This is a genomic window from Paenibacillus xylanexedens, assembly GCF_007680605.1.
Classification (GTDB): domain Bacteria; phylum Bacillota; class Bacilli; order Paenibacillales; family Paenibacillaceae; genus Paenibacillus; species Paenibacillus xylanexedens_B.
Genome location: NZ_VEIO01000005.1, coordinates 225900 through 238410, shown reverse-complemented (window position 1 = coordinate 238410; position 12511 = coordinate 225900). Strand labels below are relative to the sequence as shown.

The following is a 12511-nucleotide window of genomic DNA, read 5'->3' as shown; positions in this document are numbered from 1 at the left end:
TCTATCGATTTATATCTATTCTGCTCGCAATTCCAGCAATGCATCACGAAGCTCGGCGGCACGCTCAAACTGCAAGTTCTTGGCTGCATCTTTCATCTCCGCTTCCAGACGCTGAATAAGCGATTGGCGCTCCTTCTTCGACATCTTCTCGGCGGCGCCAGTCAGATACTCGTTTTTGGATTCGGCAACCTTCGTTGCCTCAATGACATCACGCACTTTTTTGCGAATCGTCTGCGGTGTGATGCCGTGTTTCTCATTGTATTCCATCTGAATGGTACGGCGTCTCTCCGTCTCTTTTATCGCTTTATCCATGGAATCGGTCACTTTGTCGCCATACAAAATAACTTTACCATCGCTGTTCCTCGCGGCACGCCCAATCGTCTGAATCAGGGAACGCTCTGAACGCAGGAAACCTTCCTTATCCGCATCCAGAATAGCTACCAATGAAACCTCCGGCAAATCCAGACCTTCCCGGAGCAAGTTAATTCCAATCAATACATGGAAGGTACCCAGCCTCAGATCACGCAGAATCGACATCCGTTCCAGTGTTTTGATCTCCGAGTGCAGATATCTAACCTTAATGCCGACTTCCTTAAGGTAATCCGTCAGGTCTTCCGACATCTTCTTGGTCAACGTAGTAATCAGCACACGCTCGTCTTTGGCAATCCGGTCGTTAATCTCTGCTATCAGATCATCGATCTGTCCTTTCGTCGGACGCAGCTCAATAACAGGATCAAGCAGGCCAGTAGGACGAATAATCTGCTGAACCATCGTATCGGTATGCTCAATCTCGTAAGGCCCTGGTGTCGCCGATACATAGATGATCTGGTTCATCTTTTCTTCAAACTCTTCAAACTTCAGCGGTCGGTTATCCAGTGCAGAAGGCAAACGGAAACCGTGATCCACCAACACAGTCTTCCTCGCTTGGTCACCATTGTACATCGCGCGGATTTGCGGCAATGTGACGTGAGACTCATCCACGACGATCAACATATCATCCGGGAAGTAATCCATCAGGGTATATGGTGTATCCCCGCGTTCACGGAAGGTCAGCGGTCCGGAATAGTTCTCGATCCCTGAGCAGAACCCGACTTCCTTCATCATCTCGATATCGTAACGTGTACGTTGCTCCAGTCGCTGTGCTTCCAGCAACTTGCCTTGCTCACGCAATACTTCAAGCCGTTCTTCCAATTCACGTTCGATACTCACCAGTGCCACACGCATCGTTTCTTCTTGGGTTACGAAGTGGGATGCCGGGAAAATAGCAATATGCTCCCGTTCACCGATCAGTTCTCCGGTCAAGACGTCAATCTCGGTAATTTTCTCGATCTCGTCCCCGAACAACTCCACCCGAATGGCATGTTCCCCCTTGGAAGCCGGGAAAATCTCGATAACATCGCCACGGACACGGAACGTGCCACGGACAAAGTTAATATCATTCCGCTGATACTGTATCTCTACAAGACGGGACAAGATCTGATTGCGCGGCTTCTCCATTCCAACCCGCAGAGACAACAACATACTGGAGTAGTCATGAGGTGACCCCAAACCATATATACAGGATACACTCGCTACGATAATGACATCACGGCGTTCAAACAAGGAACTGGTCGCGGCATGTCGTAGCTTATCAATCTCTTCATTAATACTCGAATCCTTCTCGATATACGTATCTGAGGAAGGAATATAGGCTTCCGGCTGGTAGTAGTCGTAATAACTGACAAAATACTCAACCATGTTATTCGGAAAAAATTCTTTGAACTCACTCGCCAGCTGTGCTGCCAGTGTCTTATTGTGCGCAATAATCAACGTGGGTCGCTGTAGCTTGGCAATAGTCTGTGCAATGGTAAACGTCTTCCCCGTACCCGTTGCACCCAAAAGAGTCTGGTATCTCTTCCCTTCCTGAACACCCTTCACCAATTCCAGAATGGCTGCTGGCTGATCACCTTGGGGAGAAAACTCTGACTCGATTTCGAACGTTTTGTCGCTCATAATAATATCGCTCATTGCCGTATCTCACCCTATCGTCTAAAATAATAGTCACTATATATTGTCGAAGTTCCCCGAATTTCCAGTTGGGAAAACTTATAGTAATAGGAATATTTGTTCCCGTTCAATTATACCTTGTTCGTTTTAGTGATGCAAACGTGAAATGAAGATAGGAGTGGGTTAATTTATGGATATTGCGACACTTATCGGTATAATTGCCGGAATTGCCGCAGTTATCAGCGGTTTTTTGTGGGAAGGCGGCCATATGTCCGGCCTGTTGCAAAAAACCGCTGCTCTAATCGTGTTCGGCGGCACCATCGCTGCCGTTGTAGCCAGCTTCCCAGCACATCGTCTGCGAACGATCCCTGCCGCTTTACGCATGGCGTTTGGACGTCGTGCCCAGGATTCCAAACAATGGGTTGAAGAACTGATCGAGATGTCATCCATTGCCCGCAGATCCGGTGTGCTTGCTCTGGAACGCAGAGTTGTGGATCATCCCCATCCCTTTTTGCAAGATGGCATCCAGATGGTTGTCGACGGTACAGACCCGGATGTTGTTCGGCAGATTCTGGAGATGGAAATCGATTCTGTAGAGCAGAAACATGAGGGTTATGCCAAAATATTCGAAGCTGCCGGCGGTTATGCCCCAACGATGGGAATCATCGGAACCGTAATGGGTCTTATTCAGGTACTCGGAAGCCTAACCGATCCAACCGGACTCGGACCAGCCATTGCCGTTGCCTTTACAGCCACTCTCTATGGGGTTGCCAGTGCTAACCTGATCTTTTTACCTATCGCTTCCAAAATCAAATCCAGAGGTGCTGACGAGGTGCAAGAAATGGAGATGATGCTTGAAGGAGTGCTTGCCATTCAAAATGGCGAAAATCCACAGCTCGTTCGTAAACGGCTAGAGTCTTTTACACTTTCGCACCGTCAGGTCTTGCAATCTCCGCTCGCAAAGGAGGGATTAGATGAGTCGTCGCAGTAAACGGCGTGCCAAACGCGAAGCTGCTGACCATCGGGATCGCTGGATGATTACCTATGCGGATCTCATTACGTTGCTACTGATTTTTTTCGTCATCATGTACGCCATGAGCAATCTGGATACCGGTAAATACGACGTCGTGACCCAATCCCTTCAAAGCACTTTTAATAAATCCGACTCCATACTTGAACTGGGGGACGGACTCGGTGAGACACCAGGTCAAACTATCACCAAGCCCCCCCAGGGAAGCTCAGAGGAGGATCAAGAATCGTCATCAGATTCGGGTAAAGATACCCCGGATGACAGCAACCGTCCGCTCACGGAGCGGGAAGAGCAATTCAGGACGCAGGAGCAGGAATTACAAAATCTGTTTAATGTGATTACCCAATATATCGAAGATAATAAACTGGATAATCAAATTTTCGTGGCAGACAAACCGCAAGGTATCTCCATTACGCTCAGTGACCGTTTTCTGTTTGATCAGGGACAAGCTGCCTTGAAAAAAGATGCCGCTCCTACACTTAGCAAACTCGCCAGTTTGTTTCGTAATCTTCAAATGGTGGTCAGTATTGAGGGACACACGGATAACGTTCCGATCGGAGCCAATTCCGCGTACAAGGATAACTGGGAGTTGTCCGGTGAGCGTGCGTTATCAGTACTACGCTTTTTCATCGATCAGGAGAAACTCGACCCCGACCACTTCCAATATGCAGGGTATGCGGATACCAGGCCCACCGGAGACAATACAACAGCAGCTGGAAGACAGAAGAACCGCCGGGTTGAAATTACGGTACTTCGCCAATTACAGCCATAGTCAGTTATCCCGCAAAAAATACACGCCAGACCTCAGCCTCTATTAATCGGCTATACGAACTCACGCTACAAAAAAACAACGCAGTAAAAAGCACGTTGACGTTATTCATCCCGTCAAACGTGCTTTTTTTAAATGCATTCTGAATTACTCTTGCTCTTGTTTCAACTCTCGACTCCTAACCGACTCCCTCTATCTCGTTTCCTTTTTCATTGGGTATTGCTTCACCATTCTATTTAGGCCACAACCAATTTACGCATCCATTCCCGGTTGATTGGGACGAAGAATCACCGAACCGACAGCCAGCAAGATCACAGCCATGGCGAAAAGGATTAGTAATGGCAAGGTAATGTCGGCCAACTTACCTCCGGCAGAGATCGTTTCGACTGCCTGAATCGTCCATTTTTGCGGCACAAAGTTCGCCAGCTTCTGCATATACTCCGGCATGATGGATAACGGCCAGAAGCAGCCCCCAATCATACAAGTGGGTACAATGATGAGAGAGTTCAACATACTGGCATTTTTCGATTCACGAATCAAGCCGCTCACGGCACTCGCTAATCCCATCGATACCAGCATAAACGCTCCAAGAATCAGAAAGTGAATACCAAACGGAATCCCTGCATCATAATGCAAAACCCAACGGCTTATGCCGAGCACGAGCGTAATCTGGATAACTCCAATCGCAAGACTACCCAGAAAATTTCCTAGCGCGATCTCATATGACCTGACTGGAGCGGTATACATTCGAGCCATCGTACGTTGCTTTCGGTCGTCCATAATAACAGCCACCGCACTCGTTAACAGACCCATCATGAACATAATCGTAAATCCGGTGACGTTGTTTAACCCTGGCTTCGGATATAACTGCAAGCTTAGCGCTTCTCCTGACAAATGATGTCTCCCAATCTCTTGCAGGAGCTGTGCAAGTTTATCCTCCTGACTCTCAGCGTTAGCGTTAGCAGGCGATATGGCAGCGGATGTTTGTACCGCAACAGCGGACTGTTTCAACCCATCCGCAACCCCTTGGGCGGCCGCCCGAAGGATGTATGAGCTTTCGCTGACACGCATTTCAATCCAATGGATCTCTGCGGGCTTCCCCTGTAGCAATGATTGGGTGTAATTGGCGGGAATCACAATTCCCATGCTTCCTTTTTGGCGAACGATATCCGATTTCACTTCTGCCTCGTTACTCACAGCTTTGAAGCTGTAGTCCTTCGTACGAGCGAGCTCGTTGATCATCCATGATCCCGCGATCCCCTCATCCATATTGACATAAGAAACAACCGCACGACTGGCCTGCTCACTTCCAAAAAGAGCAACGGCACCTGTCACAACAAGGCATGGCAGCAGTAAAAATGCAACAAACCCGCGTTTACGCCCCAGTGTTCTCCGGATCATTAGCCAAGCGATATGCAGACTATTCATAACGATATCCAACCTTTCTGTATATCACTGCGGCAGCAGCTGCGAGCACTGCACACACGGCCCCGAGCATGAAAATATTGTGCATGACCTCTTGCAAAGTTGCACCCAGCATCATACTCAGAAAACTTTGAAGCGCCCAATGATTTACGGTAAATTCGCTAATGCGCTGTACAAAATCGATGGCGATCGGAGTAAATCCTCCACTAATAAAAGTCATCACGATGATGATACCCTGCATTAACGCATTAGCTGAGGCGGCGTTTTTACTTACTAATGCCACAATAATGCCCAGGGTCATGGATGCCAGCGTAATGAGTACACAGATCAGTACAATCAACCAAGGATGACCACCCCAATTCACGCCAAATAGCAGGTTGGTCATGACGATAATAATGATCGCCTGTAAAAAGGCAAGCAGACTGTTACCTGCAATTTTGCCAGCAAAGATCACTCCATTACCCACTGGCGTTGCCTGAAGACGAGCCAGCGTTTGTTTGTCGCGCTCCGTAAACAGGCTATTGACGGTGGTCATACCCGAGTACAGCATAAACATCGCCAGCATGGCTGCCGCGTAATATTGTGAAGCGCTGTAGGATTGACCGGAATGCCCCGGGCTGCCGACCTTAATGTTGGGCTGTGCAGAGGTTGACCCTGTGCCATCTTGCGCGGCCATCGCCATCACCGTTTCTGGCCCAAGGACTTTTGCAATGGCAGCCTGTCGATTCAACTCATCCGTAAAGCTAGTGAATACGGTCTGCCCCACTACGTTAAGTGTGTTGTCTTTTCCAAGTATCCATTGCAGCTTAACGGTTTTCCCTGCCATCCATTGCTGCACCATATCCGAAGTCACGATCACCGCAAAATCAAGATTTCCTTGTTTTAACGCATCCACGGTTTCGTCCTGCGAAGACATGTTTTTCACTTTTATCATTTGAGCCACCTTAGGTGTAGATACAAAGGCTTTCAGCGCTTCACCTACCGGAGAGGATGCCGCTTCGTTCGATTGCACAATCCCCACGCGCAACGTATCAGGCGTCGTATCTTTTCCTGTTCCCATCGCGCTCGATAATGCCGTTCCCAAGATGAAAATTAATAATAAAGGCAGAATAAACAAATTAATGACCACAGAACGAATTTTCAGAATACGTCTGAGTTCAAACATACAAATATGCCATATGCTCATGCCATCTCCTCCTAGTCTCGAAGCGTACGCCCGGTCAGATTGAGGAAAAGCGTTTCGAGATCCGGTTCTTCGACCCGTAGGGATTGAATAGATATGTCATGTTTACTGCAAATAAACAGCATATCTTGCAGTGACTGCTGTGCCGAAGGCAGCATAATCGTTATTGTGTCTTCGGTGACTTCTACTGCCCGTACACGCGGGTGAAGTTTAAGTTCTTCCACAACACCGGCATCCATGCCGGAAGTGGTAAGTACAATTTTTTCCTCCGACGCAACGCGTTCCCTTAGCTCAGCCTCGGTTCCACAAGCAATAATCCGGCCTTGATCCATGATGGCTACCCGATTACTGATCGCCGCAACTTCCTCCATATAATGACTTGTATAGATAATGGTCGAGCCCATCTTGTTGAGCGTTCGCACCGATTCAAGAATGTGATTACGGGATTGCGGATCAATGCCCACGGTGGGTTCATCCATAATAATCAGATCTGGCCTGTGACTGAGCGCACATGCAATATTGAGTCTGCGTTTCATGCCGCCCGAGAAGGTGGATGGAGCATCCTTGGCCTTATCTTGCAAGCCGACAAATTCAAGAGATTCCTGCACTCTTTCTTTGAGCTTCTTCCCTCGTAATCCATATAACCGGGCAAAAAAAGTAACATTATCCGTAGCACTCATCGTTTCATATAACGCCAAATCTTGCGGAACCAGCCCGATTTTACGCTTTACATCGAGTGGCCGCTCCTTCACCGATATGCCGTCCAGTCTGATCTCTCCCTGATCCATGTTGAGCAAGCCTGCAATCATGCTGATCGTCGTGCTTTTCCCCGCTCCATTCGGGCCAAGGAGACCAAAGATTTCCCCTTTTTGTACACTTAGGTCGAGATGATCCACCGACAATTTGCTACCGTATCGTTTTACAACATGATCCATTTCCAATATGTTCATCTACGTATGCCCCTCCCATATGAGCTCTTACCGTGATATTCCTAAGTCTATTGTATCGAATGTCTCCCCTTGGCGAAGGTATATAAAGTCATCATTCAAAGGTGACTTAAGTCATCTCCTGATGTTGCGGTGGCCTATGTTATAATCAAGGATGCGTTATCGTCTTATTCTTCAATCTGTATAAAAAGGATGTCATCTACATATGCCCTTGGGATTCCTGCAATATGGTTTATTAGTTGTGCCTGCTGTGTTGTTCAGTTTGACCCTACCTTTACATGGCGAAGCACTGTACACCTTTTACATCCTCATCTCGACCTTACTCGCTGTAGCGAACCGCTTTACCCGTTCAGGTGCAGGGCAATCCCTGTTATTCCTGATAGAAATCATGTGGGCCAGCTGGTTGTTGGCGCTGTATGGCCCCTTTATGATTTTCGTCTCTCTATCCGTCCTCTATGTTTATATGTATCGGCTCGGTGGATCTATAAGATGGTTCATGTTGGGGATTCAGCTGATTACAACGAATCTCGCACTGTATTGGCATGTGGCAACTCCAACTACGCTCAGTCTTGGAACCGTAGAAGTTCAGATGAATACTATGAGTTGGTTCTCGGACTCTGTGAAGCTGAGCATTGGCGTGAACTTGCTCCTATGGATGACAGCGGCTCTCTCCTGGCAAGGAGCCAAAGCAGCACACCGTCGTCAGAAACTGGAGCATGTATATGACGAGCTAAGGCATAAGCATTATGAACTGCAAGAGACGCGTGCTCAACTGCTGTTATTTTCCAAACAATTAGAAGACGCGGCTCAGGCGGAAGAGCGTATACGAATATCCCGTCAGCTTCATGATGATATCGGACATCGTCTAATCCGCACCAAAATGATGTCAGAGGCTGCTTTGCTCACGCTCCCCTTGAATAACGAACAAGGTACTGAGCTGGTCAAGCAGATTCGAGATCAGCTGGCTGCAAGTATGGATGACATGCGTAACACCCTTCATAAACTTCGTCCTGATTTTCATGCATCCGATGCCTACGCTTTGGATCGTCTATTAGAGGAAGTCGGTCGCGATACGGGGATACAGACTCATTACGAAATTATTGGTCAGCCACACGCTCTCTATCCGAGTATGCAGATTGTGTTATTCAAAAACGCCAAAGAAGCTGTAACGAATGCCATTAAACATGGAAAGGCCACTTCCATTCGTTTGCAACTGGCTTTTGGGCAACAGGAGATTCGTATGAGCATCAGTAATGATGGCAGCACGCACTCCCTTTTAGATACAAGTGTAACAACAGGCCTTGGGCATGAGGGTATGCGTCAGCGTACACAATTCATTGGAGGAATCATTGAGGTTCAGTCCATTGCCCCATATACCGTTATTACTCGAATCCCCATTACAAACAAAATGAATTTACTGTAATACGGAAAGGAATATGCTCATGCCAGAATCGAACAATAGTAGCCAGAAAGAAGTTTTGTCCGAGCAACCTCCCTCAGTCATTCAGGTCCTTCTTGTCGATGACGATCCCTTCATCCGGGAAAGCCTGAAGGTGGTGCTCGGCCTGGATACGGATATCCACATTACAGGTACAGCTTCCAATGGGACGGAAGCACTTGCCTGCCTTGAATCAGGAACACCAGCAGATGTAGTGCTCATGGATATTCGTATGCCCGAATGTGACGGGGTCGAAGGAACTCTTCTGATCAAGACCCGTTTCCCCGACGTTCAGGTATTGATGCTGACCACCTTTGACGACGATGAATATATCATTCAGGCTTTACAGAACGGAGCGAGTGGTTATCTGCTCAAAAATGTCCCTCCTGCCCGAATCGTACAAGGTATCAAAACCGTCCATAGCGGGGATATGCTGATCCACCCGGATATTGCACGCAAACTCGCGGGTTTGCTTCGTACGCCGGCTTCTCCTCCGGTAAACGAGCCCCTTGAAACGCACGGTCTTACCCGCATGGAGCTTTCCGTCGCCGAAGCCATATCAGAAGGACTATCCAACAAAGAAATCGCCGCTAAGCTGTTTCTCAGCGAGGGTACCGTCAAAAACTATGTAACTGAAATCCTGGGCAAGCTTCATCTGCGGGATCGCACCCAAATCGCCATTTTTATTTTGAAAAAATAAAGCAAAAAAGGTACTTCCTCACGCCAGCGAAGGCGTTTGGAAGTACCTTTTATTACATTTCAACTGACCCTTTGTCACTCACTACAGGTGCTGGCGGCAAAGCCAGTGAAGCCTCGTCAATTCGTTGCTCTTTCCGGCGTGTGAATAATTTGAGCGCAATCACATGGTATAACGTCACCGGACGCGGCTGAACTGCCCATGCTTCATGTTTATCCGGTGCCATAATCACGCCAAGCTGGTGATGCTCGCCTTCGTAAATTGCTCGCTGCATAAACTTGCTCTCTCCCTGATGATTACGCACCTCCAGCTTGCAAAAAGCCGGATTCATCCGCAGTGCCCGGTGCAGCTCTTCGGGAGAATGAACGAGTATACCGTTCACTTTATACAGTGTCTCCCCTGCCTCGATTCCGAGCTCTGCTGCAGGACTGTCAGGAAGCACACTCAGTACCTTAAGCCCGTGCTGAGGATGAACAAATGCAGGACTAAGTTGCTGCTCTTCCAATGCGCTGTACCACACCAGGAGTTCATGTCCGGCAAAGGCTACCAAGGCTGCAATCACTGTCAATGGTGACCACCATACGGCAAGCAGACTGAATACAAGTAATGCCAAGCTATACAGCATCAAACGTTTAGCTGAAACCTGAAGTTTACGCCCAGGTAGCATACTTTGTGTATTTTCGCTAAATCCCAGCAAGATGGGTAATGCCATTAGCGTGTACCCCTGACCTGCATGAAGTAGCGGAGTCCACGCCAGTTCTGTGATGCCTCCGGTTGTCGGAACAAGAATCAGTAGCGGAACCGCCCAATAGAGTTGAATCTGATATCCGCCTACCAGCTTCCCGCGTTTACCTTCCATCAGAAACGGTGAGGCCATAGATACACCCTGCATTCGTGCCAGTATAGCTTCGCCAAAATGCAGCAATGCAGCCAGCACGAGCAATGCAGGCATGTCCAATGCACGAACTGTGTCCACAGCCTGTCCAAGCATACCGGAAGGCTGCCAGCTGTAGGCCACATTCAAAGCAAATTGCAATATACCCAATGCCCCTGCTGCATAGGCAAAACATAAATAACGGATACGAATAAGAGCCAAGATTAATGCTGCAATCCATATACTGATTACACTACCCAGCGTAAGATAAGTGCCAAGGAAAAGAGATATCATGGACACGATCACTCCAATGACAATTCCCCCAAGGACAGCTCGAATCGTCTGCGTGATCGAACTCTGCATACGCACATGGAAGAGTTTCCGTTCCTGGAGCAACTGACGATGATACATCAAAACGATCAGAATTACTGCCATATAATAAAACGGCTGAATCAACAACTGTAACAATGCTTCCCCTAATGCAGTTAACCAAGGCCATGCCCATTCCATTGTAGCATTTCACTCCTCTCCTTCAGCCGGTTCAGAAAAAAAGAAGGCTGAAAATCAGCCTTCTTTATGGCTTCGACACAGCGGACGAAATATCCTTTGAGACATTTTCGATCGCGCGTTTCAGCTGTGCATCATATTGAGGATTGGCAATACGTTCAATCAGAGTTGCCTCCAGAGATTCTGCCGTTTTCTCATCGATTTGGCCAGTAACCTGAATGCCTTTTTTCTTCTGGAACGCCTTGACGGCTTCTTCGGTCTTCTGGTCGTAGTATCCGTCCACACGATCCGGCTTGAAGTCAAGTCCTCTCAGCATCGTCTGCGCACTCTTCACATCCGTGCTATTGCTATCATATTTCAGAGGCAGCTTTTCTTTATTAATCGGTGCAACCGAGAAATAATCCGGCTGGTTCACTGCGATATCCGGTTTGATCCCTTTTTCATGAATCCATGTACCGTTTGGCGTCAGCCACTTGGCAATGGTAATCTTCAGCAAGCTACCGTCACCCATCTGTTTGTCGTAGCTGGTCTGCACGGTTCCTTTACCGAATGAATTCTCGCCCACGAGTGTAGCACCAGCAGATTGTTGCAAAGCCCCTGCCAGGATTTCGGAAGCACTCGCGCTACCTTTGTTCATCAACACCGTGATTGGATAAGGCTTGGCTGATCCATTTGATTTACTTTGTTCCTTCTTGCCATTTTTATCTTCAACCTGAACGATGACTTTGCCTTTCGGTACGAACTGTTCTGCAATATCGATAACGACTTGCAGCACACCGCCCGGGTCATTCCGTACATCGATAATCAGGCCTTTCATATTCTGCTTCTCCAGCTTCGCCAGTTCTTCCTTGAACCTTTCGCCTGTATTCAGCGAGAATTGCGTAATGTTGATGACACCAATACCGCCATCTTCCATATGTGCGTAGACGGTTTCCAGGTCGATATCATCACGGACAATCGTGAATTCAATCGGCTCTGTCGATCCTGCACGCTTCACCTGTACTTTGGCTTCGCTACCCTTTGGACCCCTAATTTTGTTAACCGCTTTGTTAAGCTCAAGTCCTTGAAGCGATTCACCGTTAACCGACATAATGATGTCTTTCGCACGGATACCTGCTTTTTCGGCAGGTGAACCTTTGATCGGGGACACGACAACGACATTACCGTCTTGCGAGGAAACCTCTGCACCAATACCGGTAAATGATCCTTCGATGGACTCTTCGAACTGGGCAGCTGTTTCCTGTCCCATATAGTTGGAGTAAGGATCACCCAAAGATTCCATCATGCCGTTAATCGCACCATCAATCAGCTTGGTACGGTCGACATCTTTATAATAGTTGCTTGAGATCAAATCCATTGCGGTTTCAATCTTCTTCAGTTCGTTCTTCTGCTGTGAGCTACCGGTCACACTAGCCAGCAATCCTTCGCCGGGTCTAACTTGATTTGTAATCCCCGGATAAGTCATTAACACGAGCGTTAATAGACTTCCGCCAAGCAGTCCCAGAACAACAAACAGCAGTGCCGATCTTTTTTTCATCATCCGTATGTCACCGCCTTTAGTTTTGAAGCGCATCCGATTCGGACTGCCCCGAATCATTCCCTGAACATGCCAGCTTAGTATATGTCTAGCTTGTACGGATTATGATTTTTCCATT

At 47.8% G+C, this 12511-nt stretch carries 10 protein-coding genes; 4 read left to right on the top strand and 6 right to left on the bottom strand.

The genetic code is table 11. The annotated features are described in order from the left end of the window. Nucleotides 1–15: 15 nt before the first annotated feature. Nucleotides 16–2007, bottom strand: a complete 1992-nt coding sequence (gene uvrB / locus FS818_RS21640; protein WP_145334587.1) for an excinuclease ABC subunit UvrB — start codon at nucleotides 2005–2007, stop codon at nucleotides 16–18. Nucleotides 2008–2176: 169 nt separating this feature from the next. On the opposite strand from uvrB, the gene FS818_RS21635 reads away from it, so the two are divergent. Both FS818_RS21635 and FS818_RS21630 read left to right on the top strand, forming a co-directional pair. Then, a complete protein-coding gene (locus tag FS818_RS21635) occupies nucleotides 2177–2977 on the top strand; it encodes a flagellar motor protein (RefSeq protein WP_145334585.1) in 801 nt (266 codons plus the stop codon). After that, the gene (locus tag FS818_RS21630; protein WP_145334583.1) at nucleotides 2961–3788 is read left to right on the top strand and encodes a flagellar motor protein MotB; all 828 of its coding nucleotides are present in this window, start codon (nucleotides 2961–2963) and stop codon (nucleotides 3786–3788) included. The genes FS818_RS21635 and FS818_RS21630 overlap by 17 nt, the downstream gene beginning before the upstream one ends. Nucleotides 3789–4037: 249 nt before the next feature. On the opposite strand, the gene FS818_RS21625 is transcribed toward FS818_RS21630, so the two are convergent. Genes FS818_RS21625 through FS818_RS21615 form a run of 3 tightly spaced genes read right to left on the bottom strand, consistent with a single transcriptional unit; the run spans nucleotide 4038 to nucleotide 7343 of the window. Then, nucleotides 4038–5213, bottom strand: coding sequence for an ABC transporter permease (locus tag FS818_RS21625; RefSeq protein ID WP_145334581.1), 1176 nt, complete (start codon nucleotides 5211–5213; stop codon nucleotides 4038–4040). Continuing rightward, nucleotides 5206–6396, bottom strand: a complete 1191-nt coding sequence (locus FS818_RS21620) for an ABC transporter permease (protein WP_145334579.1) — start codon at nucleotides 6394–6396, stop codon at nucleotides 5206–5208. Before FS818_RS21620 ends, FS818_RS21625 begins: the two co-directional genes overlap by 8 nt. A gap of 11 nt (nucleotides 6397–6407) precedes the next feature. Next, a complete protein-coding gene (locus tag FS818_RS21615) occupies nucleotides 6408–7343 on the bottom strand; it encodes an ABC transporter ATP-binding protein (RefSeq protein WP_145334577.1) in 936 nt (311 codons plus the stop codon). 202 nt (nucleotides 7344–7545) lie between these two features. Between FS818_RS21615 and FS818_RS21610 the strand changes: the two genes are divergently transcribed. Beyond that, nucleotides 7546–8763, top strand: a complete 1218-nt coding sequence (locus FS818_RS21610) for a sensor histidine kinase (protein ID WP_145334575.1) — start codon at nucleotides 7546–7548, stop codon at nucleotides 8761–8763. A gap of 19 nt (nucleotides 8764–8782) precedes the next feature. Further along, nucleotides 8783–9478, top strand: a complete 696-nt coding sequence (locus tag FS818_RS21605; RefSeq protein WP_145334573.1) for a response regulator transcription factor — start codon at nucleotides 8783–8785, stop codon at nucleotides 9476–9478. 52 nt (nucleotides 9479–9530) lie between these two features. On the opposite strand, the gene FS818_RS21600 is transcribed toward FS818_RS21605, so the two are convergent. Together FS818_RS21600 and FS818_RS21595 are read right to left on the bottom strand one after the other, a co-directional pair. Next, nucleotides 9531–10859 carry a PDZ domain-containing protein gene (locus FS818_RS21600; protein WP_145334571.1) on the bottom strand — a complete coding sequence of 443 codons (1329 nt, stop codon included), beginning with the start codon at nucleotides 10857–10859 and terminating at the stop codon, nucleotides 9531–9533. Between the two features lie 64 nt (nucleotides 10860–10923). Then, nucleotides 10924–12396, bottom strand: coding sequence for a S41 family peptidase (locus FS818_RS21595; protein ID WP_145334568.1), 1473 nt, complete (start codon nucleotides 12394–12396; stop codon nucleotides 10924–10926). Nucleotides 12397–12511 lie beyond the last annotated feature (115 nt).

Coding starts and splice junctions, on each gene's coding strand:
- uvrB (WP_145334587.1), bottom strand. CDS start 2,007: ATGAGCGATATTATTATGAGCGACAAAACGTTCGAAATCGAGTCAGAG.
- FS818_RS21635 (WP_145334585.1), top strand. CDS start 2,177: ATGGATATTGCGACACTTATCGGTATAATTGCCGGAATTGCCGCAGTT.
- FS818_RS21630 (WP_145334583.1), top strand. CDS start 2,961: ATGAGTCGTCGCAGTAAACGGCGTGCCAAACGCGAAGCTGCTGACCAT.
- FS818_RS21625 (WP_145334581.1), bottom strand. CDS start 5,213: ATGAATAGTCTGCATATCGCTTGGCTAATGATCCGGAGAACACTGGGG.
- FS818_RS21620 (WP_145334579.1), bottom strand. CDS start 6,396: ATGAGCATATGGCATATTTGTATGTTTGAACTCAGACGTATTCTGAAA.
- FS818_RS21615 (WP_145334577.1), bottom strand. CDS start 7,343: ATGAACATATTGGAAATGGATCATGTTGTAAAACGATACGGTAGCAAA.
- FS818_RS21610 (WP_145334575.1), top strand. CDS start 7,546: ATGCCCTTGGGATTCCTGCAATATGGTTTATTAGTTGTGCCTGCTGTG.
- FS818_RS21605 (WP_145334573.1), top strand. CDS start 8,783: ATGCCAGAATCGAACAATAGTAGCCAGAAAGAAGTTTTGTCCGAGCAA.
- FS818_RS21600 (WP_145334571.1), bottom strand. CDS start 10,859: ATGGAATGGGCATGGCCTTGGTTAACTGCATTAGGGGAAGCATTGTTA.
- FS818_RS21595 (WP_145334568.1), bottom strand. CDS start 12,396: ATGATGAAAAAAAGATCGGCACTGCTGTTTGTTGTTCTGGGACTGCTT.